Source organism: Schleiferilactobacillus perolens DSM 12744, from assembly GCF_001435585.1.
GTDB lineage: Bacteria > Bacillota > Bacilli > Lactobacillales > Lactobacillaceae > Schleiferilactobacillus > Schleiferilactobacillus perolens.
The window spans coordinates 296,307-322,779 of the sequence record NZ_AZEC01000002.1 but is presented as its reverse complement, the minus strand read 5'-3'; the positions used below and the strand labels follow the sequence as shown (position 1 = coordinate 322,779).

The following is a 26,473-nucleotide window of genomic DNA, read 5'->3' as shown; positions in this document are numbered from 1 at the left end:
TTTAGGGGTGCGTGAATTGAAAGTCTAACACGCAAGCAAGCGGAAGCGCTGGCTCATTGTCGCACCTTTAGGGGTGTGTGAATTGAAAGAAGGCACAGCATCAACCTAGAAACTACGGTAATGTCGCACCTTTAGGGGTGCGTGAATTGAAAGTGGTAGGCAACCAACTTTAATGCCAGTTTGTTGGTCGTCGCATCTTTAGGGGTGCGTGAATTGAAAGCAATAATGACACTCTTTGCACAGTGCTTGTAAGTGTCGCACCTTTAGGGGGTGCGTGAATTGAAAGCATATACAAGTGCCGTAGTGAACCAAGACCATAGTCGCACCTTTAGGGGTGCGTGAATTGAAAGCCAATTCGAAGGCCACTTTTCGAAGTCTTCCACGGTCGCACCTTTAGGGGTGCGTGAATTGAAAGGACAATATCTTTATCCAAGGCCAAGGGGTCAATCCGTCGCATCCCTTGGGGTGCGTGAATTGAAAGCACGACGGATGTTTTCGCCTGATTTTCGGAGTTGGTCGCATCCCTCGGGGTGCGTGAATTGAAAGTGCGAAAACTCAACGAAAGGATTGGTTCGTGTTTATCGCATCCCTCGGGGTGTGTGAATTGAAAGCCTGGCGTGACGACCTTGCCACGTGCCGGCACCATGGTCGCATTCTCAGAAGTCCGTGAACTGAACATGCAATGCAAAGAAAATATCTCGGTGATTTTAGGTTGTACCTATTATGGTGCGTAAATTATAAAACACTCACACTTGGCTGAAGTACAACTGCTGCCGGGATGATTTGTGCAGAGGCAAATATTAATAATCAGAACACCCAACCACCAAAGACCACTGCCAAAAACAGTGGTCTTTTTGGTACAATGGACAACGTTATACACAACAACTTACCCCAGAAGGGAACATCCACCATTGTCACCAGCAAACACTTACCGCACCCGCATCTCCATCGGTCTCTACATCAACTACATCGTCCACGGCGCCGGCGTCCTCATCCTCGCTCAGTCCATGACGATGCTGGCCGGTCAGTGGCACACAACCACCGCTGCCGTTGGTGCCGTGATTGCAGCCATGGGAATCGGTCGGTTGGTCGTGTTGTTGCTGTCTGGATATTTAAGCGACCGTTGGGGCAGACAGTTCTTTGTCGGCCTTGGTATGACCAGTTACTTGGTATTCTTCATTGGCATCTTATGGAGTCCCACCGCCGCCTGGGGTTTTGCCTTCAGTTTCCTTGCAGGATGTGCCAATTCTTTTTTGGATGCCGGTACCTATCCTGCACTGATGGATGTGTATCCCGAGCAGGCTGGGGCCGCTAACGTATTGATCAAAGGGGCGATGTCTGCCGGGCAGTTTTTGTTACCCCTGCTGGTCGGCTGGACGATCAACGCTCATGCTTGGTTCGGGATCAACTATCTCGTCCTGACTGCTATATTGATCATTAATGCCGCCGCTTTTCTCACGCCCTGGTGGAGGAAAAACCCTGTCAAGCAGCAAACAAAAAGCGCCGGCAACATAAAGATGACGGCGCCGACCACACATAAAAAAATGCCGTGGCTGCTATTTATTCTTTTCATTTGTTACGGTTTTCTGTCCCAGGGTATATTCTGGGTATTCACACAAAATCTGACCCAATACGGGATTCAGGTGTTGTACCTGGCTCCCAGCGTGAGTGGCAGCCTGCTTAGCTGGTACAGCGTGGGTTCATTTCTGTGTGTCCTTGTTAACGTATTTTTCTTGAGTCGGCGTTTCCGGCCGCATCAATTGCTGGTGCCATTCACGATCGGTGGCACCGTGACGTTGCTGCCCATTATTTTGCAAGCACCCACCGGGGTGATTTATCTGGCGACATTCCTGTTCGGTTTCTGTACCGCTGGCGGGGTAATGCAACTGGGCTTAACAGTAATGGGCGAAACGCTGCCGCTTGGTCGGGGGACGGCGACCGGCTTTTTTTATTCAGCAGGGGCCATCTCTCAGTTTATCCTGCCACTCATCACGGCCCGTTGGAGCACTGACATAATGGCGGTATTTTGGTTTGATCTGAGTATTGCCGTGAGCGGCATTGTGGTGACCGCACTCATTAGCGCCTTAGTCAACCGCCGTTCTTCAACTGAGTAATGCTTTCAATTGATTGAACGTATCGCCTAAATCCACTAACCGGGTTTGGGGAAAAGTCATGGTCATTTCCATTTTATGGGGATCAATATTTTCCGGTACACTGACTAAAGTGAGAAAATGCACTTGGTCCAGTTCGTGAAAATCAAAATGCATAAAGGTGAAATCGCGGATGTCTTTACCCTCATCTCGTTCTTTTTTAAGGAAATCAGACAAAACGCGGTAGAAATAATAGACGGCTTCTTCAAAGACGGTCCCTTTCGCAGAGATGCTTGGATCACTGCTTAGACGCAACACATAGCCTCTTGGTGTTCGTTCACTGATGACCCCGTAGATCAACTGATCGTCTCCTGATTCTGTATTCATGTTCGGCTCCTCCACATTGAGTTCTTACGACGAGTATAGCAAATCCTCGTGAATAATTAAAGAGAAATGAGACAAATTTTGGAATATAACGTTGGTAATTAATCTTGCCAAGCGGCAACAATTCCGCTATACTAGTAAGACGTAATGCGGGTGTGGTTTAGTGGTAAAATATTAGCTTCCCAAGCTGAAGTCGCGAGTTCGATTCTCGTCACCCGCTTTGTACCGAGGAATAGATCAAAGATGTCTGTAGAGCAAGTTCAGGTTGATGGAAGCTGAGCCAGACAGTTGATCGGCGCGCCTTGGGAATTCAATTGCACACCGAATTTTTTGAGTGATCTTTAAATAAGGTAATGAGAGTGGTACCGCGGACATTGCCCGTCTCTCCTGTCGTTTTTGCGACAGGATTTTTTTATATCTTAAGGAGGATTTGAATCTATGGATTTACGACACACTGTAGCCACAAAAATTAGTACGGCCTTGACCCAATTGGACGTTTCATTAACCGCCGATCAAGTGGCTAATATGCTAGAAGTGCCCAAGACACTGGACTTAGGTGATTTTGCCTTTCCCGCGTTCCAGTTAGCCAAGACGCTGCATCGTTCTCCGGTGCAAATTGCCCAGCAGCTAGCCCCATTAGTGGACGCAACTGGTTTACAAAAGGTGGAAGCGAAGGGCCCGTACGTCAACTTCTTCTTGGATCAAACCACTTTTGCACAGACGACGATTCACACCATTTTGGCGGAACCGACCGCGTATGGTCAGGCAGACCTAGGGCAGGGCGGCAATGTGCCTATCGATATGTCTTCTCCCAACATTGCTAAGCCGATGTCCATGGGCCACCTGCGCTCGACAGTGATCGGCAATGCGTTGGCTAACATTTTGGCCAAGTTGGGCTATCATCCGATCAAGATCAACCATTTGGGCGACTGGGGTACTCAATTTGGTAAGCTGATCGTCGGTTATAAGATGTGGGGTTCTGAAGAAGCAGTCAAGGAAAATCCAATCAAGAACCTCTTAGCTTATTACGTGCGTTTCCACAAAGAGGATAAAGAACACCCTGAAATGGACGATGAAGCCCGGGAATGGTTCCGTAAATTGGAAGATGGAGACGAGGAAGCCACGAAGTTGTGGGCATGGTTCCGCGAAATTTCATTGAAAGAGTTCCAAAAGGTTTATGATCAATTGGGCGTGACTTTCGATTCCTACAATGGCGAAGCTTTTTATAACGATAAGATGGATGAAGTCATTGATATCTTGGAGCAAAAAGGCTTGCTGGTAAAGAGCCAGGGAGCCGACATTGTTGATCTGAGTGATCAAGACTTAAATCCGGCGTTGATTCGTAAGTCCGATGGGGCTTCACTATACATGACCCGGGATCTGGCTGCAGCCATTTACCGAAAGCGGACTTATCATTTTGTGCAGTCTCTGTACGTCGTTGGGGGCGAGCAGAAGGAACATTTCGACCAGATGAAGGCTGTTTTGAAGAAGATGGGCTTTGACTGGGCGGATGAAATTGTGCATGTGCCGTTTGGCCTGATCACAGAAGGCGGCAAGAAGCTGTCCACGCGTTCCGGTCGGATCATTTTATTGGAAAAGGTTCTCCAGGACGCCGTGCAGTTGGCGCGTCAGCAAATCGATGAAAAGAACCCTTCTTTACCCAATAAAGAAGAGGTGGCTCATCAAGTTGGTGTCGGTGCAGTGGTCTTCCATGATTTAAAGAATGACCGGATGGATAACTTCGATTTCAATTTGGAAGAAGTCGTGCGGTTCGAAGGTGAAACTGGGCCATACGTCCAATATACGAATGCCCGGGCGCAGAGTATTTTGCGTAAAGCCGGTAAAACTGGTGCAGACTTGGTTGATGCGCCGGCGTTGGCAGATCCAAATGCCTGGGAAGTGGTACGTTACCTGGGCGACTTCCCGGAAACCATTCAACGGGCGGCACGGGAATATGAGCCTTCTGTCATTGCCAAGTATGCCTTGCGGTTGGCGAAAGCCTTCAATAAGTATTATGCCCATACGAAAGTTCTTACCGGTGACGCGACTCAAGATAGCCGTCTCGCATTAGTGGCGGCGGTGAGTGCAGTATTGACCAGTGCGTTTTCGCTGCTTGGCGTTGGTGCGCCCGCGGAGATGTAAGCGATGAAGCGAGAAGAACGGATGGCAGCAATTCGCCAATTGGTGACCACGATTCGCTTTGAGCGCCAACGGGATCTGATGGCTGCACTACATGCCAAAGGAATCATGATCTCCCAGGGCAACCTTTCCCGAGATATTCGGGAACTGGGGATTCATAAGTTCAAGGATCGCACAGGGCATTCTTATTATGCGCTGAGTGATGCCCGCACAGCGGTCCTACCGGATGCACTGCAAGAAGCGGTGGCCACCCAGGTGCATTCTGTAACTTCGGTACAATTCACCGTCGTGCTAAAAACAGAACCGGGCAGCGGCAATTTGGTCGCTGCCGCTCTGGACGACGTCACCATGCCCGAAGTAGTGGGCACATTGGCCGGTCATGACACGGTCTTAGTCATCTGTCCTGACATCGATGCCGCGGACCGCTTCGCTCGGACCGTGAAGTTTGTCATTGACGATCAAGCATTGTCGGCGGAAGAAAAGGATTAAAGCGCACGGGGATGGGTGTAGTGACGTTTTGCTGACCAAAACCAAGTGGCGTTTCCCAAGTGAGCCGCCAACCATGCAGCAGCATCCCATCGCCGGCATTGCCCTCGTCGGCATATAACGGATCGCCGATGATCGGCAGGCCAGCATGGGCCAGATGGACCCGAATTTGATGGGTTCGACCCGTGTGTAATTTAATCAATAACAGTTGAAAATGAGAATGACGGTGCAGGACGGTGAACTCGGTGTTCGCTGCCTGCCCGTTTTTTTCATCCACCATCCGTTTGCGAATATCGTTGGGGTCCTGCCCAATGGCGCCAGTGAAAAAGCCGTGATCGGGTAATCGGCGAGTCGCTGGTACAACGGCGAGATATTCTCGATGCAACAATTTCGTCGCCAATTGTCGATTCAACAAGGGTACCACCAACGGATTTTTAGCAATCAAGACTGCGCCGCTGGTGGCTTGATCTAATCGGTGCACCATCCAAGCGTGTTGACCTGCTGCGGCGAGGAAGCTTTCCGCTGCGTTCATGAGTGTGCCGTTCTCTCCGGCAAAGTTCGGGTGCATTTTGATCCCTGCTGGCTTGTCTGCAACAATGAGATCTGGGTTTTCGAACAGCACCGTCAGTTGACTGACGGGGTCCAGGGCATAGTCCTGGTGGGTTGCATCAATGTCCTTGAAGGATAGTGATAGCTGGTCACCCGAGTGCAACAGTACATTCATCGGCTCATAATAGCCGTTGACGAGGACGCTCTTCTCAATACGCAAGAAATGCTGCCATTTGCGGGGGATACGCCAGTCTTTCAGTTGTTGACGCAGTGAGCGGTTTGTGTAATGACTGGGCAGGGTGACAAGACGTTGATAAATGGACACGATGGCATCTCGATTCTTGAAGTTTTCGGTAATTCTCAGTGCACTGAAACGAAGCTTTTTTTGATTATGGTATGATGTTCTCAATTGTAACTGACTGAAAGTGCCGAAGGACAACGGCCGGCACTGATAAACGAGGGATTTGGAAAATGAGTTTTTGGCGCAAATTATGGACATATTGGCTCCACTTTGCGGAATGGTTATACCCATACTGTCATCGGGCCTGGGTGTTCATTCGCCGCTTTAATCATCGCTATCAAGTAATTCGTTGGTTGATCGTCCTCTTTTTGACTGTTTCTCTAGGGGCGTCAGCTTTTTTCACGTACAAAGCGAAGACGGCCGATGTCGAGAACTTAAAGACTAACCTAAAGACGGTTACTCAGATTTATGATCGAAACAATGAAAAAGCCGGCACCATCACGAATAAGGGCACTTTTGTGGAACTGAATGATATTTCACCCCAAGTGCGCAATGCCGTGATTTCCACTGAGGACCGCAGTTTCTATTCTAACCCCGGTTTTGATGTCAAAGGATTGGCTCGGGCGGGAGTGAGTTATGTCATCCACCGCGGTCAAATTACTGGCGGGGGTTCGACCATCACCCAGCAATTGGCCAAGAATACATTGTTGACCCAGAAACAGACGTTTGTTCGTAAATTTCAAGAAATTTTCTTAGCCGTAGAGATCACTCGTCATTATACCAAAGACGATATCCTGACGATGTATCTGAATAATGCCTACTTTGGCAACGGTGTGTGGGGCGTGGAGGATGCTTCCCAGCGTTACTTTGGCAAGCACGCCAAGGACTTGGATGCATCAGAGGGCGCCGCCTTAGCAGCAATCTTGCGCTCCCCCAGTTTTTACAATCCAGTCGACCATCTCGATAATTCGATTTCCCGGCGCAATTTGATTCTGGGATTGATGGTGGACAATGGCAAGTTGACGCAGGATCAGGCCAATGCTGCTAAAGCGGAAAAGCTGACTCTGGTCAACAATTACCAACAGTCTGACGAATATCGTTACCCGTATTATTTCGATGCGGTGCTGGATGAGGCTTATAACCGGTACGGCATTAAAGAAGAAGATATCCTGAATAAGGGGTACAAGATTTACACGACCCTGAATCAGACAGTGCAAACGCAAATGCAGGACTCGTTCAAAGATGACTCGGTATTTCCGGCCAACGCGGCGGATGGCACCGAAGTGCAAGCGGCGTCGGTGGCAGTTGATCCCAATACTGGTGGGATCTTAGGCGTTGTTGGCGGACGCGGCAAGCACGTTTTCCGGGGATTTAACCGGGCAACCCAAATTCGGCGCCAGCCCGGATCCACGATGAAACCTTTGGCCATTTATACCCCTGCAATAGAAGAAGGGTATCACCCTGATTCTATGGTGGAGGATAAGCTGCAAAGCTATGGCAAAAATAAATATACTCCCCACAATGTCGACGAACAGTATGCGGGGGAAGTTCCAATGTATGAGGCGTTGGCGCAAAGCAAGAACGCTGCCGCAGTATGGTTACTGAATAAAATTGGCGTGTCCAAAGGTGTTTCCTCTGTGGAACGGTTTGGTATTGATGTGCCAAAGTCTGACCAAAACTTGGCATTTGGGATTGGCGGGGTCACGAAGGGTGTTTCCCCGTTACAAATGGCCCGGGCGTATTCCGCATTTGCGAATGGCGGTAAATTACCGGATACACACTTCATCACCAAAATCGTCGATGCGACTGGTGCAGTCGTTGTGGATAACACACAAACTAGTGCCAAACAAATCATGACCCAGAAGACTGTTAATGATATGACCAGCATGATGCTCGCCGTCTTCTCTAGTGGGACCGGCGCCTCGGCAAAGCCCTATGGCTATACCGTCGCTGGTAAGACAGGGAGTACAGAAGGGGAAAATTCATGGGGCTATGGGACCAAGGATCAGTGGATCGTGGGCTACACCCCGGATATCACTGTCGCCACTTGGGTCGGCTTCGATAACACTGATGCTAATCACTTTCTCAAGGGATTGAGCGAGCAGGGCGTGGCGCCTATTTTTAAGTTAGAAATGAGCAACATCCTTCCCAACACGAAACAAACACCATTTAAGGTGGCCGACGCTGCCCAGGAAGATCAGGCCAATAACAATGGCGGCACCGGCACCAATAATAGCGGCGACTCCGACTGGCTGAATGATTTTCAAAGTAACGTCCAAAAGGGGATCGATTCCATCAAGGACAAGGCCAGTGAATGGTATAATGACGTGAAAGGCTTCTTTAACTAGGAAAGCAAGGGTGAAAGGATAAAAGGGGTCTGTCCAAAGAGATTTTTGGATCAGCCTCTTTGTGTGATATGGATAAAAAACTAAAAGATTTCCAACCCAACGAAACATTGGATATCCCGGTATTGATCAAATCCGCGGATGTCCGCACTGCCCAAGACAGCAGTTCCTACATTGCATTGGTCTTCACGGATTCGTCCGGAGAAATTACCGGTAAACTTTGGCATGCCAGCCAGCAGGCCATTCGCGACTTCACGACTGGTACAGTGATTCAACTGACGGGTAAGCGGGAGACCTATCAAGATCGTCCCCAGATCCGAATTCGGCACATGCAGGTTTTACCATCAGCGGATCAAGACCCCCACGCTTATACACCAGTGGCGCCCACATCTCGGGAGGCATTAACCGAATTTGTCGAGCAGACCATTGCGGGCATTCAAGAACCCACCTGGCAGGCTATTGTGCGCTGGATTTTCAAAGCCCATTGGGACGCTTTCTTTACTTATCCAGCGGCAAAAACCAATCACCATGCTTATGAGGGCGGGTTGGCGTATCATACCGTCTCGATGGTTAAACTGGCACAAAAAATAGCCCCCTTGTACGATGCAGTTGATCCGGATTTGCTCATTAGTGGGGCGTTACTCCACGATATGGGTAAAACCCGGGAACTGACTGGGCCGATTGCGACTCAGTACCGCGCTGAGGGCAACTTAATTGGTCACGTGGTGATGATCGATGAAGAGATTGTCCGTGCCTGTGATGCGCTGGCCATTGATAGCCATTCAGAAGCTGTCATTCTCCTCCGCCACATGGTTTTGTCTCATCATGGGCGGCTGGAATTTGGGGCACCGGTATTACCGCAATTACTTGAAGCAGAATTGCTGCATCAAATCGATCAAATGGACGCATCGTTAACGATGATTACGAATGCGTTGGCGGATACGAAGCCAGGGGATTATTCCGAGCGGGTATTTGGCTTAGACAATCGCCGCTTCTATCAGCGCCGTCCATTGGATTAATAATGAGAGCATAAAAAAAACACGCCGCAGCGTGTTTTTTTATTAGCCAATCAATGGATTACTTGCTGGCAGAACTAGATGATGACTCACTGCTGGAAGAACTCGAAGTGGAAGAACTGTCCGAAGAACTGCTGCTTTCACTAGAAGAACTTTCCTTTGAGGAACTTTCTTTACTACTGCTCGTAGCCGTCGATTTGCTGGATGAGCTATTCAGATAACCGGACAGAATATCCTTCAAATCTTTATCCTTGATGTCGATGTTGGCCTTTTGTAATACCTTAGACATCACACCTTGCATAACAGTGGAATCTTGCATCCATTTGTCATAGATAGCAGTCTTTAATTCCTTGGTATGATCGGACATCTTACCCTTGCCCGGATTCTTGTCAGACATGATGACGTGATAACCGAACTGGGTTTTAACGGGTGTCTTAGTCCATTCACCTTGCTTCAAAGCAAAGGCGGCTTTCTTAAATGTCGCATCCAATTGAGTATCGGTACTGTCAAAGGCAGCTAACTTACCGCCCTGGGCTTTTGAACCAGTATCAGTAGAATATTTCTTAGCCAATGTGGCAAAGTTCTTACCGTTATCCTTGTTCAATTGATTGATGATATCCTTGGCTGTGGCTTCGTCCTTCACCAAAATATGGGATACAGTAATCTTTGGCTCATAGGATTTCCATTGAGTCTTCAAATCGGCATTGGTGACTTTCTTCAAGTCTTCCAAGGCCTTACGCGTCAAGAGGTTGGTCTTGATGCTGGTCTTGAATTGAGAAGCAGTCATCCCGTTTTGCGCTAAGGCTTGTGAGAACTGCGCACCGTATTGAGTCTTCACAGCGTTGTACTGTTTATTAACGGTCTTGTCGGAAACAGTCTTACCATATTGATTTTCCAGAGCTTTTTGCCAAATCAATGTCTGCAGGGTGGTCTTGCCTGCGCTAGAATCCTTCATAGACTCATAGTATTGCTCTTGGGTAATCTTGCCGCCTTTCATTGAAACGACGGTTTTATTGCCGGCGGAACAACCGGCTGCCAACAACATGACAACGGCTGCACTGAGCGCAATGGCCCACTTGCCAGACTTTTTAAACATTAAATACACATCCATTCGCATAAGATTCTACCCGTCAAACGGGTAAATAAGCACAATGACAAATATAACACACCAGAATTGCGATTGAAAATTCTGGTGGGTCGTTTCAAGAAGTTTTACACTTTCTCCACAAAAACGCCACAATTACGCGTGGCTCTTGTCTTGCTCACCAGTCAATGGAGCGGCGTCCTTTTGTAAGGTGGCAATACTTTCGTTAATTTGTTTCAAACGGGGGGCTGCTTGGAATTGAAAATCGGTGATGTCTTGTTGGATTTGTTGCTGAACAGTGGGGACAGTGGTTTGTAACTGACCCAGTAATTTGCCCAGAGCCGTTTGGAGACGACTAGCACTGTTGCTGACTTCATCCACTGCACGAGTGACATCATCAAGATACGCGGCAGTTTCCCGTTGCCTTTGAGGACCGGTTTTTTTCGCAGTGAAAAGTGCTGTGGCGCCACCAACGATGGCTCCGAGGATCAAGCCGTGACGGAATTTAGGCATGGGGCACCTCCGTCACATGCGTGCGAATCTTGTCGGCCACTGCGTTCAATTTAGCCGCATCGTACATCTTGGTGTGGTCCCCGAAGTGAATACTGAAATCATCTTGCGCAGAATAACGGGGAATCAAATGGATGTGCACATGATGAACAGACTGATAAGCCACAGCGCCATTGTTGTTGATAATATTCATACCCTTGATGGCTGTGTTGGACGCCAAAATAGCCTGGGCCAGCATAGGGACATATGAGAAGAGTTTGGCTGCTGTCTCACTGTCCAAGTGGAATACATCGGTGATGTGATCCTTTGGGACCAGCAGCGTATGACCCGGCGTGGTTTGCGAAATATCGAGGAATGCCTTGACATGTTCGTCTTCAAACACGGTGACACTGGGGATTTCGCCCCGGATGATCTTACAAAATACACAATTTTCATCTAACATAAAAAGACCTCCTATCCACCATTTTCACGGTGTCGTTGTTTCTGCTATCATGATACCATATCAAATAGCACGGAAACGGCGACAGCTTGGCGAAAATCCGCTGTCTCTTACCGTGGTCAAGCCAGTTTTCGTTTCACTGAAAGGACGAAGTTGAAGTGCTTACTGTAAATAATTTAACCGGGGGCTATGCCCATGTGCCGGTGCTCCATGACGTGAGTTTCACTGTTGCAGATGGCCAGATTGCAGGGCTAATCGGGCTGAATGGGGCGGGCAAGTCCACGACAATTAAACATGTCATTGGGTTGCTAACACCAACGAAGGGGACCATTGCAATTAATGATCTGACCTTGCAGCAGGATGCCACCGCCTATCATCAGCAGATTGCCTATGTTCCAGAGACACCGGTCTTGTATCCCGAATTGACGCTCAAGGAACATATTGATCTGACAATCAGCGCTTACGGGTTGCCGGCAAAAGAAACTTGGGCAAAGGCCGATCGGCTGTTGGCCATGTTTCGCTTAGACAATAAGTTGGACTGGTTTCCCAATAACTTCTCCAAGGGAATGCGGCAAAAGGTCATGATTGTGACCGCCTTCATGACCGATGCCCAGCTATTTATCATCGATGAACCATTTACCGGATTAGACCCGTTGGCGGTTCATGACTTATTGACGATTGTGCAGGAAAAGAAGGCCGCCGGCAGCAGTATTTTAATGTCGACCCATATTTTAGCCACCGCCCAACAATATGCGGACACCTTTATTCTGCTTAACGATGGGCGGGTTCGCACGCAAGGCAGCCTGGCTGCGCTGAAGAAGGAATTTGGCATGACCGATGCGAGTCTGGACGATATTTACATGGCGATGACGAAGGAGCCGAGTGCCTCATGAAAGAACTCTGGCAGTCTCGTCAGCGGCATCATCTCACTCAGCAGATTAAATATTTGCGGTTAGTGTTTAATGATCATTTTATGATTGCGTTGATTTTTTTGTTTGGGGCACTGGGCGTCAGTTATGCCAATGCCTTAAAGACGGTGACGGCACCCTTGTGGTGGGGAGCACCGCTGCTGATCATTGGTTTTTGGGCACTCTTGCAGATGGGTAAATTAGCCAGTCTGTTCTTTGCCGCAGACGCGGTGTTTTTACAACCCCAAGAAGCCAATATGCAGGCATACGTGCGGGGCGCATGGCGATACAGCCATGTCTTGCCGCTGATCATTTTAACTTTCCTGGGACTCCTCGCCGCCCCCTTTGCTATCCAGGGTGCCGGGTTGACGATTATCCAGTGGGCAAGCTTCTTAGTGGCGTTATTACTGCTGAAAAGTGCTGATTTATCTGTTCAAAGCATGGCTCTGTTTGTCGGCCAAAGTGAGAATAACACACGCTGGTACTGGTTTTCGCAACTAATCAATATCGCCAGTCTGGCGCTCACAATTTATTTGCCGAATTATGTGGCGATCGGCGGGGCTGTCCTGGCGCTCATTTGGGAAATCCAGGCCAATCGCCGTGCCCAGCAAATTGCGCAGAAAGGTCGAATCGATTGGTTGCCGGCCATTGCTCAGGAAGAGCGCCGGCAGTTTCGCATTTACCGTTTCTATAACCTATTCACTGATGTCCCGGGGATGGTGGCTAGTGCCAAGCGGCGCAAGTACCTGGATATCTTCCTGCCCCGCCAATCATTATCGCCTCAGCATACCTTTACGTATTTGTATACCCGCGGCTTCCTACGGGGAACAGAATATCTGGGCTTATTTTTACGCTTGACCGTGATTGGCGCCGTGATCCTGTATTTCGTCAATACCTGGTGGTTGGCCGCACTCGTTGCAGCACTTTTCATTTACTTGATTGGTTTCCAGCTATTGCCGTTCGCTGGCCAATATCAAAATAACGTCATGACCTTTTTGTACCCAGTGACAAAACGAACCCAGCGCCAAGCATTTTTGCATCTATTGACTATCCTGCTCGGCTTAACCTGGCTGGTTTTTCTAATCCCCACTTGCTGGCGTTTAGGCTTCTCCACACTCACATTTGCAGCGACAGGGATTAGTTTGTTGATTTTAATTGCCTTCATCGTGGTCTATGCGCCACGCCGAATCGACAAAATACAGTAATAGAATTTATACCCATATTTTAGGAGGAACTTTTTTGCGTTTACGAAACAAACCCTGGGCCAAAGAGCTTATCGCCCAGCACCCCGAATTGATCCAAGTCCAACCAAGCCACTTTCACCCCAATTTCGAAAAAGCACAACCGCTCCGCCTCGAAATCGGGACCGGCAAAGGCCAATTCATTTACACCATGGCCCAGCAGCACCCCAACATGAACTTTATTGCGCTGGAAATGCAAGAATCTGCACTGGCCGTATTACTTAAACAGCAAGTAGCCACCCCGTTACCCAACTTGCAGTTGCTTGTGGCTAACGCAGATCACTTGGTTGATTTGTTCTCAGACGACCAAGTCTCTGAGATTTACCTAAACTTTTCTGACCCCTGGCCAAAAACCAGGCATGAAAAAAGACGGCTCACCTATGCCAGCTTCTTGACCCAATATCGGCGTATTCTCACACCGACTGGGGTCCTCCAGCTAAAAACAGATAACCGTCATTTCTTTGAATATTCACTCATGAGTATGAATCATTTCGGAATGCACTTTGCGGAACTGAGCTTGGACTTGCACCATGATACGACTGCGTGGGCAATGACCAATGTAACTACCGAATACGAAGACAAGTTCGCCGCTAAAGGGCAACCCATCTACGGTGTTCGTGCGACCTTTGAATCACCGTTGGACTAGGGGATAAATATCCAACAATTGGCCGGTCGGGACGTCCATAATAAACTCATATTGCCGTAACTGACCATCTTCCAAGCGGGTAATGCCGCCATAGTTGACGGCCACTGTGCGCCCGTCCTTAGCGCGATAAGCGTGGGATTGATATTCAATCCAAGAACCTTCGATCGGCCCCTCCCGCAAGAAAAGATCCTTCACCTGTTGCAGGCGATGATCCAGCTGCAGTCGTTGCTGATGTTGATGCCAATACATTTGGACGGTCCCGGTAAAAAGACCGGTGAGCGCCCCCGCGGCGAAGTAAACCCACGGACGTTGTGCCTTAGCCATATGCAACCCTCCTAAACGTCGTTAACTGGATTCATTATAAGAGTTTTGGTAGTGACTTGCCAATACGTGCCACCCGGGTGTTTACTTTTTAACCCCATTCACTTATAATAAGTAAGTAAAATTAACCAGATGGAAAAATACAGACCATTTGCAGAAAAGGAGCTGTCGAAATGAAATCACTCGCTGAAATGGACGATCAGCAATTGCAAAACGTGACCGCCCAAGGCAAGCACATGTTGTTCTTCGATGCCGCTTGGTGCGGCGATTGCCGGTTTATCAAACCGCAAATGCCCGCTATTGAAAAGGAATATGCCGATTGGCAGTTTGTGGAAGTTGATCGGGATAAATTCTTGGATTTGGCTAAAGACATGGATGTTTTCGGCATTCCCAGTTTTGTGGCCATTAAGGATGGCCAAGAAGTCGGCCGTTTTGTCAATAAGGACCGTAAGACCAAGAAGCAGATTGAGGCCTTCATCGACAACTTACCAGCCTAATGCTAAAATTAGGTTAACTTAAATCGGTAGGGAGTCTAATGAATTGTTAATTACAGCATATAGCAAAGATTTAGCAGTGTTGTTTGCGGTGGTCGCGCCCGATGCACCGGAAGACGAAAACACGGAGCGCAAGGGCGATGTGGCCGTCATTCGGGATGCTAAAAGTCAAAAACTGATTGGTGTCAATTTCTTTGGTCCGGAAAAGATTTTACCGGCGGCGGTATTGACGGTCGGGCATGTGACATTGAGTGCAGAAAGTGTCGCCAAATTGAACGCTGCTTTAACAGAAGCAGGTTTCACAGAACAATTAGTGGCCGATACATCTCCGAAGTTTGTGATCGGACATATTGACACGCTCAAAGATCATCCAGATTCTAATCACTTGCATGTCGCGTCTGTTGATGTGGGCCAAGATAAACCCCTGCAGATCGTGGTCGGCGCGCCTAATGCGGCAGCTGGCGAAAAGGTCGTCGTGGCACTCCCAGGGGCTTTTATGCCCAGTGGCAAAATTATTTGGCCAGGCAAACTGCGTGGGGTGCCTTCTTTCGGGATGATGTGTTCACCCCGTGAATTGGCTTTGCCCAATACACCGGAAAAACGCGGCATTTTGTTGTTACCCGCCGATGCTCCGGTCGGCGCGGCCTTCAAGCCCACTGAGTTAGATCTTAAATACTAATTACGTAAGCACAACACCAGCCAATGATCGTTTCATTTTGGTTGGTGTTGTTTTTTGTTGTCTGGGAATCTGCTACAATCAACAGAGAGTAAAGAGAGTAACAGTTGGCCAGGTTTTCCCAACTGCATCGTTTGGAGAGAGCATGCATGGCACATTATGACGGGCCGGCGTTTTATCGACACCCCCAGCAGAATCATGAAAAAGTATCTCAGCCGCAGCCGAAATCTGTGGCTAATCGACCTGTTCCAGTGGCTGATGCGACACATTCATCAACCTCAACGGAACCAACTCGTGCTGCCGCTGCGCCGGAGGATTATACGCCGATTAACCGGCTGCATCCATTTGTGTATTCCGATCACCAGGCCGATCCGAATATGGTGGCCGCTTTCCATAAGTCTGCAGCTGCCTTTTATTTAATTGGCAGTCAAGAAGAAGATAAACAAGATGAAGTGACACCAGTTGAATCTGATGATACGGATGTGACAGAGACATCAGGTGACCACACTGAAGCACCAATTGACACTATTCCCCACGAGGTGGATCAATCAGTCTCAATCACGCCAGTAGATGAAGCACAACCCCCAGCAGATGCATTGGTGGATGAAAGCGAGCCAGCGAATGCGGTAGAACCTGATCATGAACAAGCGGAATCTGATGATTCGCACGATGCGGAAACATCGGAGCCGGATTCATTTGATCTACCGGAAGATACCAATGTCGATGATGAGTCGGTCGCGGCTTTTCACATGCCCGATAGTATTTTACAAAGGGCACTGGGCCAAACTGTCGCGGCGTCAGCGTCACCAGCTGTTGATTCTGACAAGCTGCATGCAAAACAAGACGTCACCTCACCAGATTTGGAGAATGACAAACCAGCGTCTGCCAATGCACCAATTCGCACAACCAATTATGATCAGTATCAATTACCGGGCAGTGATTTACTTCAGCCTGTGGCTAAAACAGATATGGCTAGTCAGGAAGAGTGGGTGACTGATCAAACAGGGCAGTTGAATACCACACTGCAAGCCTTTCACGTGAAGGGGCAGGTCGTCCATCATACTGTCGGCCCGACTGTGACCCAATTTGAGATCCAATTGGCACCGGGTGTTAAAGTCAGTAAAGTGACAGCGCTGCAGGATGATTTGAAATTGGCTTTGGCGGCGGCAGAGATCCGGATTGAGGCACCCATTCCCGGCAAACGGACTGTGGGCATTGAAATCCCCAATGCGCATCCCCGGTCCGTTGCGCTCAAAGAAATTGTCGGCTCCACCGCCTTTGCTCAATCGTTATCGCCATTGACGATCGCATTGGGAATTGATTTGTTTGGTCGGCCAGTCGTGGGTGATTTGCGAAAAATGCCCCATGGGTTAATTGCCGGTTCCACAGGTTCAGGAAAGTCTGTTTTCATTAATGGTATTTTGCTATCCTTGTTACTGAAAGCTTCTCCGGATCAGTTGCAATTGCTGCTAATTGATCCGAAGGCGGTGGAACTAGCCCCATATAATAATCTGCCGCATTTGCTGGCACCAGTAATTTCAGATCCAGAAGAAGCGGTGGCGGCCTTAGATTGGGTCGTCGAACGCATGGAGCAGCGGTATACTCAATTAGTGGCCGCTGGTGTCCGCAACATTGAGGAATTCAATCAACGGGCCAAAGCCCAGCATGAACCCGAAATGCAAATGCCTTACATCGTTGTTGTGATCGATGAATTAGCGGACTTAATGATGACGACCGCCAACGCGGTGCAGGACAGTATTGCCCGCCTGACTCAAAAGGCGCGGGCAGCGGGCATTCATTTGCTCATTGCGACCCAGCGGCCAAGCGTGGATGTGTTGACCGGTGTGATCAAAAATAATATTCCCACCCGAATTGCCTTCATGGTTTCCAGTCAAGTGGATTCCCGGACAATTCTCGACAGTCAAGGAGCCGAACGATTACTAGGTAAGGGCGACATGCTTTACCGTGCCAACGGCTCCAATCATCCGCTCCGGATTCAAGGAGCCTATGTCACTAGTGCCGAAATTGATCGGGTGACTGCAGCGATCACTGCCCAGGCTGGAGCGGACTATGTTTTTACCAACCGGGATCTAAAAAAAGCGGCCACAGTCACTGAAGAAGAAGATCCACTGTGGGAGCAAGTGCTGGATTACGTCCAACATGAAGATACAATTTCCACAAGCAAGTTACAGCGGTTGTTTTCCATTGGGTACAATCGGGCCGCCAATTTGATTGACCATTTGGAAGCCCAAAATTACGTCTCTGGTCCCCGGGGATCAAAGCCGCGCAAAGTGTTTTATCAAGGCACCAAAGATAATGGCGCCGCACCACAATCTGATTCAGAAGAAAAGGAATGACATGCATGACGAAGTATTATTTCATCGGTATTAAGGGGTCCGGGATGAGTGCCCTGGCGTTGATTTTACATGACTTAGGGGAGGATGTTTCTGGATCAGACATTGCCCAGTATACGTTCACCCAAAAGCCCCTGGAAGCTGCTCATATTCCGATCTATCCGTTTGATCCGGCTAACCTAAAGAAGGACTTCATCATCATTCGCGGGAATGCCTTCCGGGATGACAATCCAGAAATTCAACAGGCCAAGAAAATGGGTTTGAAGATGTATCGATACAATGAGTTTCTTGGTGAATTTATGAAGCCATACACCAGTATCGGCATCAGCGGTACCCACGGGAAAACTAGCACGACCGGTCTTTTGTCCCACACATTGTCCGGTGTTGCTAAAACCAGTTACTTGATTGGTGACGGTACTGGTAAAGGCGTGCCCGGCGCCCGTTTCTTCGTGTACGAAGCCGATGAATATGAACGGCACTTTGTCTCCTATCACCCCGATTACACGGTCATTACCAATATCGATTATGACCATCCCGATTATTACAAGGACATCAACGATGTGGTTTCGGCTTTCCAACAGGAAGCGGACCAGACCAAGAAGGCTATCTTCGCCTGGGGTGACGATCCCCATGTCCACGAACTGCATACCGATGTTCCCATTTATTTCTATGGTTTGAAGGACACCGATGATTTCCAGGCAGTCAATGTGCAACGGACGACTAAGGGCTCCAGCTTTGATGTGTTATTCCACAAGCAGCCGATTGGTCATTATGCTGTTTCGCTCTTTGGCGAACACAGTATTCTGAACAGTTTAGCCGTGGTCGGTGTGGCCCATTTGGAAAAGATGGATTCTGCTAAAGTGGCGCAAGAGTTGGTTTCCTTTAAGGGAGTTAAACGCCGCTTTGCTGAGACTGACTATGGGACGACCAAGGTTATTGATGACTATGCTCACCATCCCAATGAAATTCGGGCGACATTGGATGCAGCCCGGCAAAAGTTCCCGGATCGCAAAATTGTCGCAGTTTTCCAGCCGCATACGTACACTCGAACTAAAGCGTTGATGCCCGGCTTCGTAAAGAGCTTGAGCCAAGCCGATGCGGTTTATATTTTCCCAATCTTTGGTTCTGTCCGGGAATCCCACGGCAATGTCTCCAGCGCGGATTTAGCAGCTAAGATTCCCCAGGGCGCCACTGTGTTAGAGAATGGTGACACGACTCCGCTATTGAAGGAAAAGGGTAATGTCTTAGTCTTTATGGGTGCTGGCGACATTCAAAAATATGAAAAAGTCTTTACCGATACACTGCAAGCGGAAAAATAAATCATGATTGTCAGAATAGCCGTTGGGCGCATGCCGCCGCGGCTATTCTTTTGTTACAATGTAAGGAAGAGATCGGGGAAGTAAAAGGCGTGGGTCTTTGATGCGATACTTTCTCGCGAAGGGAGTTTTGACGGTGCCGACAACCAAGAAATTACTGCTCGTGGATGGTAACAGTGTGGCTTTTCGCGCGTTTTTTGCGATGCACAGTGCGTTAGAATCATTTATTAACCATGATGGGCTGCATACCAATGCCATTTATGCGTTCAAAACGATGCTGGACAACATCTTGAAGCAGACGGAACCAACGAACGTTTTAGTGGCCTTCGATGCAGGGAAGACCACGTTCCGCACGAAGAAATTCGACGACTATAAGGGCACCAGAGCAAAGATGCCAGGTGAATTGGCTGAGCAATTGCCTTTTCTGCATAAATTGTTGGATGCATACGGAATCAAATGGTATGAACTGAAAGATTATGAAGCGGATGATATTATCGGTACCATGGCCAAGGAGGGCGCTGCAGCCGGTATGGACGTCACGGTCCTTTCTGGCGATCGAGATCTGACACAGCTAGCCAGTGATCGAGTGACGGTGCAGGTGACAGTTAAAGGCGTTACCCAGCTGGAGGCCTATACCCCCGCACACTTCCAAGAAAAACTCGGGATCGCGCCAAAACAGTTGATTGATGTGAAAGCCCTTATGGGAGATAACTCAGATAACTATCCCGGTGTGACTAAAGTGGGTGAAAAAACTGCTTTGAAGCTCGTTCAAGAATATGGTTCAGTGGAAGATCTCTACGCCCATGTGGATGAGATGAAGAAGTCCAAGCTGAAGGAAAACTTGATCAATGACAAAGACATGGCTTTCCTCAGTAAAGATTTGGCGACCATCCGGACAAGTGCACCGATCACGGTGAAATTGGCCGACACTGACTATGCTGGACCAGATGTGGAAGCCCTCACGGCACTTTATCAGGAATTAGATTTCAACTCATTTCTTAAAGATTTGGCTCCTCAAGAGGAAGAAGTCGCCGTCAAGAAGGAATTGCCCGTGATCAGTTTATCCGCGGAGAATTTAGACCTGGCCCTGAAGAACACAGATCCGCAAGCTTTCATGATCGAGATGCTGGGTGATAATTATCATACGGAACCAGTGATTGCAGTGGGACTGGGCACACCCGCACAGTGGTACGTCACTACTGACCACACGATTTTACAAAACCCAGCTTTACAGGCGTGGCTGGCCGACAATCAGCGGATTAAGTATGTTTTTGATGCCAAACGAAACTATGTGGCTGCCCACCGTTTTGGGGCCACGATTAAAGGTATTGATTTTGATATGCTGCTGGTTTCTTATTTGCTGAACACTGTGGACAACAGCAACGATTTGGGTGCCGTGGCTAAAATGCATGGTTACCAAGGGGTCGAACCAGACGCGACGGTGTATGGCACCGGTGCAAAACGGCAAGTTCCCACCGACTCGGCACTTTTTATCCAACATATCGCGCATAAATTGGCGGCCATTTATCAGTTGCAACCGCAATTGATTCAAGATTTGAAGGATCACGAACAAATGCCGCTATATACCGATATTGAGCTGCCTTTGGCCATCGTATTGGCCGATATGGAAATTGCTGGCGTAAAAGTGGAACCTGACACATTGAAGAAGATGGGCGCCTCCTTGAAGGAACGTCTACAGGATCTGGAGAATCGAATCTACACTGAAGCGGGCCATGAATTCAATATCAACTCGCCCAAACAGTTGGGTGTCGTTCTGTTCGACGAAATGAAGTTGACTCCAATCAAGAAGACCAAGACGGGCTATTCCACCTCTGTGTCTGTTTTGGAGAAACTCCAGGACGAATCACCCATTATTCAGATGATTCTGTCATACCGGCAGTTGGCGAAGATTCAGTCCACCTATGTCGAAGGATTGCTGGGGCAAATTCATCCCGATGGCAAGATTCACACCCGGTACGTGCAAACATTGACTCAAACAGGTCGTCTGTCATCCCAGGATCCGAATTTGCAAAATATTCCCATGCATCAAGACGAGGGTAAACAGATTCGTAAGGCGTTTGTTCCCAGTTATCCCGGCTGGCAAATTTTTGACTCCGATTATTCCCAGGTTGAATTGCGTGTCTTGGCACATGTTTCCGGGGATGAAAATATGCGGGAAGCATTCCGGGAGAACCGGGATATCCATGCGAATACGGCTATGAAGATTTTCCATTTATCTGATCCCAGTCAAGTGACCGATAATATGCGGCGTCAAGCGAAGGCCACTAACTTTGGGATTGTTTACGGCATTTCGGATTACGGTCTCTCACAAAACATTGGTATTTCCAGAATACAGGCGAAGGCTTTTATCGACGCTTATTTTGAACAGTACCCCAAGGTAAAGGAGTGGACCGAACAGATCGTTCAGACCGCCCGGGAGAAGGGGTATGTGGAGACAATCATGCATCGCCGCCGGTATTTACCGGATATCAACGCAAAGAATCGCAACCTGCGGCTGTTTGCAGAACGCACCGCAATGAATACCCCTATCCAAGGCAGTGCTGCGGATATTATCAAAGTGGCAATGATCAATATGGCTAAGGTTTTGAGGGAAAGGAAACTGCAGGCCACCATGTTGTTGCAGGTTCATGATGAGTTGATCTTTGAAGCACCCGCTGAAGAAATCCCTATTTTGGAAAAGTTAGTGCCATCCATTATGGATTCTGCAGTAAAACTGGCAGTACCACTCAAAGTGGATAGCAGTTATGGCAATACCTGGTATGATGTGAAGTAATAATACGGTAAGGAAGAGGGATATTTGGAATGCCAGAGTTACCGGAAGTAGAAACTGTGCGCCGGGGATTGGCAGCGACTGTGGTGGGTAAAAAGGTGGCCGCTGTGGACAGTAACTGGCCAAAAATCGTTGGCGGTGATTTAGACGGTTTTCAAAACACCATCATTGGCCACACAATCCAAGCGATTGATCGCCGGGGCAAATATTTGATCTTCCGGTTTGATCGGGGCCTCAGTATGGTTTCCCATTTACGGATGGAGGGAAAATACACCTATGGGCCGGCCAACGCACCCTTAGAGCGTTTCACCCATGTTGTGTTTACCTTCACGGATGGCAGTCAGTTGCGATATCGGGACATGCGTAAATTTGGCCGGATGACGTTAGTGGCCACTGGCGCGGAGAACCAGCTGTCCGGTTTAGCAGCGCTGGGACCGGAACCATTTGCGCCTGAGTTCACTGTTGCATATCTGCGCCAGGCGTTGGCCAAACGGCATGCTGCCATCAAGGGAGTTTTGCTCAACCAAGCGGTGGTGGCTGGGTTAGGCAACATTTATGCCGATGAAGTATTATGGCTGGCCCGGATTCACCCCCTGATCCCCGCTGACGAAATCAGTGCCATCAAATTGCGCCGGTTGCACGATGCCATTATTGCAGAATTGCGCTTAGCGATTACGGCCCATGGCACGACTGTCCGTTCTTTTACCGGCGCCAATGGCCATACGGGTGATTTTCAAAACAAATTACACGTGTATGATCGGGAAGGACAACCATGCGAACGGTGTGGTACAATAATTGCCAAAATTCGCGTCGCTGGCCGCGGCACTCATTTTTGTCCGCATTGTCAACGACTGCCCCATAGGTCGGTGTCGAAATGAGCTATATTCTCGGGTTGACAGGTAGTATTGCGACAGGGAAAAGCACTGTTGCCCATATCTTTAAGGAAAAGGGTTATCCAGTGGTGGATGCCGATGCCATTGCCCACGCCATCGTCGCCCCCGGTACAGAAGGACTTGCACGGATCAAAGCAGCGTATGGTGATTCAGTGATTAATCCAGATGGCAGTCTTAATCGGCGTGCGCTGGGCCATATTGTGTTCCAGGATTCGACCCAACGTCATCGGTTGGATCGCTTGAACGGTGATTTAATCCGCAAGGGAATCCAAGCTGCCCTGAATCATTATCAACAAAATAATGCGCCGCTCATTGTGCTCGACATACCATTACTGTATGAAAGCCAGCACTATCTGCCGATGGTGGATGGCGTGCTGCTTGCCTATGTGCCACCGGCGCTGGAGCGGCAACGCTTGATCGAACGGGACGGGTTAACTCCCCAGGCGGCGGATGACCGAATTGCCGCGCAGTTGCCTATCGAAGAAAAACGCGCACGGGCAGATTTTTGGACCGATAATCGTGGCGCAATCACGGACTTGTATCCACAGGTGGACGCGATTTTGAAACAGTTAGGATTGCCATCAAGAAATGAGGAATGAACATGCTTTGTCCCCGTTGTCATCACAATAGTTCACGGGTGATTGATTCCCGGCCAGCCGACGGCAACCGGGCCATTCGGCGGCGTCGGGAATGTGAAAATTGCGGTTACCGCTTCACGACGTTTGAACGGGTGGAACAGACACCACTCTTGGTTATCAAAAAGAACGGTACCCGTGAGGAGTTTAGTCGCGAAAAGATTCTCAAAGGGGTGATTCGAGCCGCCGAAAAGCGCCCGGTGACCATGGAACAAATGACGGGTTTGGTCGATGACGTGGAACGCCAATTACGGGAAACCGGAGAGAATGAAATTGCGTCTAAAGAGATCGGCGAAGCCGTCATGAGCCGTTTGTCCAGCATTGACGACGTGGCTTATATTCGGTTTGCCAGCGTGTACCGGCAATTTAAGGATATGAATGTTTTCATGCAAGAGTTACAGGAAATGATGCATCGGGGAAATCAGCAGGCCCATGACGGAGAGCCCCCGGCGCAACCGGAGAAGGGATCAAAGAAATGAATGGTCAGATTGCCAATGTCGGCAACTTGTCCCCCCAGGATGGCTTCTTAGTCACCTCGGCGGATTATCTCAGCGCATACTCTGAGGAGTTGTTGACGTATTTGTATCAACCCCTCACTGGGGCGGTGGGTTTTTCGCTGTACCATTTATTTGAAAGCTTGATCAAGGATGGGCAAAAGGCACTGATTCTTTCTGACCGTCAGCCCCATAATTGGCTGATTACGATGCTTGGAGAGGATCTCAGCACATTTTTTAATGCCCGTAGCAAACTGGAGGCATTGGGTCTTTTACAGTCCTATCGCAAGACAGATCAGATCGGGACGTATTTTGTCTACGAATTGCATGCGCCATTGAATCCTGAGGCATTCTTCGCGGAACCTTTGCTGTCTGTTTTTCTCCGCGATCAAGTGGGCAGTAGTCGATTCGTCCAAATTCAACACCATTTCAAAAAACAGCACTTTGATGCCACGGGCTACACTAACGTCAGTCAAGACTTTACGACTGTTTTTGCCGCAGAAGTGGATCGAACGCTTGCCAGTGGGGCGAGCAGTGCACCTCGACCGACTGCCCAGGCCAGTACCGCACCCCGCTATACTCAACGACAGTTGCGGACTTTTGATTGGGACTGGCTGATTCAGTCGTTGGCTGATTTCCAAATCAATCGGGCCCAAGTTGAGAAAAACATGGACTTGATCTTCACCTTGCATCAGTTTTATAACATCGATGAGGTGCCGATGGCGGAGCTGATCGAACAATCCATGAATCGCTTGACTAATGCCATTGAGCCTAAGCGCTTGCAGAGTATGGCCCAACAACGGTTCGATCGTGCACCGATTCCAGTGGATCAGCCAACCAGCCAAAAAATCAGTCCAATCGGTGATCAAGAACTGATCAAGCAAGCCCAACGGTTGGATCCGGCGACTTTCCTGCGCTGGCACCATGCCCGGATGGAAACCACCCCTGGTCAATTCGATTACACCAATTTACGTAAATTTATCCAAGCTCAAGATTTGGCCCAGCGGGTATTGTCGGTGCCGGTGATCAATGTGCTTGTGCACTACGTATTGAGCACCAACGATAATATTTTAAAAACGGCCAAAATGGACGCATTGCGTAATCAATGGTTAAGTGAAAATATCGCCACTGCCCAACAAGCGGTGCAGCGCATCCATGATTGGGAGAATAAGCCGCAAACATCCCGTTATCGGCCCCGGACCGTACCCCACAAGACCAAGCAGCCGGCGTGGGCAGATCCGAACTATCAGGCGCCAGCGGCCAAAGAGGCGGATGCGGCCACAAAGAAGCGACTGGCCGAACAACTGGCTAAATTTCAAAATGATCAGCAAGACAAACAGAAGGGAGGCCGGTCGTAATGAAAGAAATTGGTAAGGAGTTGGCTGCATACTTGGATCAGAAACGACTGCGAGCCAGCTATGCTTCAATCTTGCATAAGGTAGAGAATGATCCCGATGTCCGGGCATTCTTGCAGGCCAATCAGAGTAAACTGGCCACGGATGCCGTCAGCAAAGGGTCAGCAAAGTTATATGAGTTCGTTAACGAGAAGGAAAAAATTGCGAATAACCAGGAGACTTTTGCCCCGGGTTATTATCCTCGCTTAATTGTGAACAACCACTTGATTGATATTACCTATGAACCGCAACCGGAGAAGATGGCGGCGGATGCGGCGGCAGCCAAAGATGCGCTGGTGGATGCGGCCAATATGCCCAAGGATTTTAAGGATGCCAATTTGCGTGATTATGATCCCGCCGGAAGAGAACAGGCTTTGTCGGAAGCCTTGAGTTTTGTCGCTGATTATCAACCCGGTCAGTTTTCCCAAGGACTTTATTTGACGGGGAATTACGGGGTGGGGAAGACATATCTGCTGGGTGGTATTGCTAATGCACTGGCGGATCGACATATCCGTACTGTAATTTTGCATGTTCCCACCTTTTCTGTCGAAATGCGGGACGCCATCAGTGACAATAGCGTACTCAAACGGATTCACCGGATTCAAGATGTCCCTATTTTGGTATTTGACGATATTGGTGGTGAAACCCTCAGCCCGTGGTTTCGGGATGATGTCCTGGGCGTGATTTTGCAGTACCGGATGCAGGAACGGTTGGCCACTTTCTTTAGTTCCAACCTCAGCATGAAAAATCTGCAGGAATTCATGGCAGCGGGACGTAATGGTCAAGACGATTCCTTGAAAGCTAATCGGATTATGGCGCGGATTAAATTTTTGGCCAAGGAAGTCAATATTGAAGGACCCGACCGGCGGCAGCAAATTGTCGGCCGAACAAACTGAAAAACTTTTGAAGAGACCCTTGTTTTTTTGAAAACAAGGTGTATATAATTAAGTCAATTTGAAAGTGCATGAGAGATAAAATTCATTTCCATTTCAGAGAGAGCAGCCCATGCTGAAAGCTGCTTAACGGA

Annotated in this window: 24 protein-coding genes and 1 tRNA gene; 19 read left to right on the top strand and 6 right to left on the bottom strand. The window is 48.8% G+C overall.

All coding sequences use genetic code 11. The features are described 5' to 3' along the window. The first annotated feature begins 911 nt into the window (after positions 1 to 911). The gene (locus tag FD09_RS03750; RefSeq protein WP_162261470.1) at positions 912 to 2,114 is read left to right on the top strand and encodes an MFS transporter; all 1,203 of its coding nucleotides are present in this window, start codon (positions 912 to 914) and stop codon (positions 2,112 to 2,114) included. On the opposite strand, the gene FD09_RS03745 is transcribed toward FD09_RS03750, so the two are convergent. Further along, positions 2,103 to 2,477, bottom strand: a complete 375-nt coding sequence (locus tag FD09_RS03745) for a hypothetical protein (protein ID WP_057818469.1) — start codon at positions 2,475 to 2,477, stop codon at positions 2,103 to 2,105. The two genes, FD09_RS03750 and FD09_RS03745, sit on opposite strands and share 12 nt — an antisense overlap. Positions 2,478 to 2,623: 146 nt before the next feature. On the opposite strand from FD09_RS03745, the gene FD09_RS03740 reads away from it, so the two are divergent. The 3 genes from FD09_RS03740 (at position 2,624) to FD09_RS03730 (ending at position 5,102) form a co-directional block, all read left to right on the top strand. Continuing rightward, positions 2,624 to 2,694, top strand: a tRNA-Gly gene (locus FD09_RS03740). A 218-nt stretch (positions 2,695 to 2,912) separates the two neighbouring features. Then, positions 2,913 to 4,616, top strand: coding sequence for an arginine--tRNA ligase (gene argS, locus FD09_RS03735; protein WP_057818467.1), 1,704 nt, complete (start codon positions 2,913 to 2,915; stop codon positions 4,614 to 4,616). A gap of 3 nt (positions 4,617 to 4,619) precedes the next feature. Continuing rightward, positions 4,620 to 5,102, top strand: coding sequence for an arginine repressor (locus FD09_RS03730; RefSeq protein ID WP_057818465.1), 483 nt, complete (start codon positions 4,620 to 4,622; stop codon positions 5,100 to 5,102). Here FD09_RS03730 and FD09_RS03725 read toward each other — a convergent pair. Continuing rightward, positions 5,062 to 6,057 carry an RluA family pseudouridine synthase gene (locus FD09_RS03725; RefSeq protein ID WP_162261469.1) on the bottom strand — a complete coding sequence of 332 codons (996 nt, stop codon included), beginning with the start codon at positions 6,055 to 6,057 and terminating at the stop codon, positions 5,062 to 5,064. The genes FD09_RS03730 and FD09_RS03725 overlap by 41 nt on opposite strands. A 62-nt stretch (positions 6,058 to 6,119) precedes the next feature. Between FD09_RS03725 and FD09_RS03720 the strand changes: the two genes are divergently transcribed. Next, positions 6,120 to 8,237, top strand: coding sequence for a PBP1A family penicillin-binding protein (locus FD09_RS03720; RefSeq protein WP_083487491.1), 2,118 nt, complete (start codon positions 6,120 to 6,122; stop codon positions 8,235 to 8,237). 68 nt (positions 8,238 to 8,305) lie between these two features. After that, positions 8,306 to 9,253 (top strand): 3'-5' exoribonuclease YhaM family protein, encoded by a 948-nt coding sequence (locus tag FD09_RS03715; protein ID WP_057818461.1) that lies wholly within the window; start codon positions 8,306 to 8,308, stop codon positions 9,251 to 9,253. A gap of 58 nt (positions 9,254 to 9,311) precedes the next feature. Here the strand turns inward: FD09_RS03715 and FD09_RS03710 are convergent, their stop codons facing one another. The 3 genes from FD09_RS03710 to FD09_RS03700 form a co-directional block, all read right to left on the bottom strand. Continuing rightward, positions 9,312 to 10,361, bottom strand: a complete 1,050-nt coding sequence (locus FD09_RS03710; RefSeq protein WP_235812201.1) for a peptidylprolyl isomerase PrsA — start codon at positions 10,359 to 10,361, stop codon at positions 9,312 to 9,314. A 129-nt stretch (positions 10,362 to 10,490) separates the two neighbouring features. Then, complete coding sequence (locus tag FD09_RS03705; RefSeq protein ID WP_057818457.1) at positions 10,491 to 10,847, bottom strand: YtxH domain-containing protein; 357 nt, start codon at positions 10,845 to 10,847, stop codon at positions 10,491 to 10,493. After that, positions 10,840 to 11,286, bottom strand: coding sequence for an HIT family protein (locus tag FD09_RS03700; RefSeq protein ID WP_057818455.1), 447 nt, complete (start codon positions 11,284 to 11,286; stop codon positions 10,840 to 10,842). Before FD09_RS03700 ends, FD09_RS03705 begins: the two co-directional genes overlap by 8 nt. A 155-nt stretch (positions 11,287 to 11,441) precedes the next feature. Between FD09_RS03700 and FD09_RS03695 the strand changes: the two genes are divergently transcribed. Genes FD09_RS03695 through trmB form a run of 3 tightly spaced genes read left to right on the top strand, consistent with a single transcriptional unit; the run spans position 11,442 to position 14,078 of the window. Next, positions 11,442 to 12,176, top strand: coding sequence for an ABC transporter ATP-binding protein (locus FD09_RS03695; protein WP_057818453.1), 735 nt, complete (start codon positions 11,442 to 11,444; stop codon positions 12,174 to 12,176). After that, a complete protein-coding gene (locus FD09_RS03690) occupies positions 12,173 to 13,396 on the top strand; it encodes an ABC transporter permease (protein ID WP_057818451.1) in 1,224 nt (407 codons plus the stop codon). The genes FD09_RS03695 and FD09_RS03690 overlap by 4 nt, the downstream gene beginning before the upstream one ends. A 34-nt stretch (positions 13,397 to 13,430) precedes the next feature. Further along, on the top strand, positions 13,431 to 14,078 hold the full coding sequence (trmB, locus tag FD09_RS03685; RefSeq protein WP_057818450.1) for a tRNA (guanosine(46)-N7)-methyltransferase TrmB: 648 nt from the start codon (positions 13,431 to 13,433) through the stop codon (positions 14,076 to 14,078). Here trmB and FD09_RS03680 read toward each other — a convergent pair. Next, positions 14,064 to 14,402, bottom strand: coding sequence for a hypothetical protein (locus FD09_RS03680; protein ID WP_057818448.1), 339 nt, complete (start codon positions 14,400 to 14,402; stop codon positions 14,064 to 14,066). The genes trmB and FD09_RS03680 overlap by 15 nt on opposite strands. A gap of 170 nt (positions 14,403 to 14,572) precedes the next feature. Here FD09_RS03680 and FD09_RS03675 point away from each other — a divergent pair, with 170 nt between their 5' ends. From FD09_RS03675 to dnaI, 10 genes are all read left to right on the top strand, one after another. Further along, the gene (locus FD09_RS03675; RefSeq protein WP_057818445.1) at positions 14,573 to 14,896 is read left to right on the top strand and encodes a thioredoxin family protein; all 324 of its coding nucleotides are present in this window, start codon (positions 14,573 to 14,575) and stop codon (positions 14,894 to 14,896) included. Between the two features lie 43 nt (positions 14,897 to 14,939). Then, positions 14,940 to 15,572, top strand: a complete 633-nt coding sequence (gene ytpR / locus FD09_RS03670) for a YtpR family tRNA-binding protein (protein WP_057818443.1) — start codon at positions 14,940 to 14,942, stop codon at positions 15,570 to 15,572. A gap of 146 nt (positions 15,573 to 15,718) precedes the next feature. After that, on the top strand, positions 15,719 to 17,926 hold the full coding sequence (locus tag FD09_RS03665; RefSeq protein WP_057818441.1) for a DNA translocase FtsK: 2,208 nt from the start codon (positions 15,719 to 15,721) through the stop codon (positions 17,924 to 17,926). A gap of 5 nt (positions 17,927 to 17,931) precedes the next feature. Next, positions 17,932 to 19,242: a UDP-N-acetylmuramate--L-alanine ligase gene (gene murC / locus FD09_RS03660; protein WP_083487489.1), complete on the top strand. Its 1,311-nt coding sequence runs from the start codon at positions 17,932 to 17,934 to the stop codon at positions 19,240 to 19,242. Between the two features lie 133 nt (positions 19,243 to 19,375). Then, positions 19,376 to 22,033, top strand: coding sequence for a DNA polymerase I (polA, locus tag FD09_RS03655; protein ID WP_057818493.1), 2,658 nt, complete (start codon positions 19,376 to 19,378; stop codon positions 22,031 to 22,033). A gap of 29 nt (positions 22,034 to 22,062) precedes the next feature. Further along, on the top strand, positions 22,063 to 22,908 hold the full coding sequence (gene mutM / locus FD09_RS03650; protein ID WP_057818436.1) for a bifunctional DNA-formamidopyrimidine glycosylase/DNA-(apurinic or apyrimidinic site) lyase: 846 nt from the start codon (positions 22,063 to 22,065) through the stop codon (positions 22,906 to 22,908). Continuing rightward, entirely contained in the window at positions 22,905 to 23,522 is a 618-nt protein-coding gene (coaE, locus tag FD09_RS03645; RefSeq protein ID WP_057818435.1) for a dephospho-CoA kinase, read from the top strand. The genes mutM and coaE overlap by 4 nt, the downstream gene beginning before the upstream one ends. A gap of 2 nt (positions 23,523 to 23,524) precedes the next feature. Next, entirely contained in the window at positions 23,525 to 24,037 is a 513-nt protein-coding gene (nrdR, locus tag FD09_RS03640) for a transcriptional regulator NrdR (RefSeq protein WP_057818432.1), read from the top strand. Then, entirely contained in the window at positions 24,034 to 25,410 is a 1,377-nt protein-coding gene (locus FD09_RS03635) for a replication initiation and membrane attachment family protein (RefSeq protein WP_057818430.1), read from the top strand. Before nrdR ends, FD09_RS03635 begins: the two co-directional genes overlap by 4 nt. Continuing rightward, positions 25,410 to 26,342 carry a primosomal protein DnaI gene (dnaI, locus tag FD09_RS03630; RefSeq protein WP_057818428.1) on the top strand — a complete coding sequence of 311 codons (933 nt, stop codon included), beginning with the start codon at positions 25,410 to 25,412 and terminating at the stop codon, positions 26,340 to 26,342. The genes FD09_RS03635 and dnaI overlap by 1 nt, the downstream gene beginning before the upstream one ends. Positions 26,343 to 26,473 lie beyond the last annotated feature (131 nt).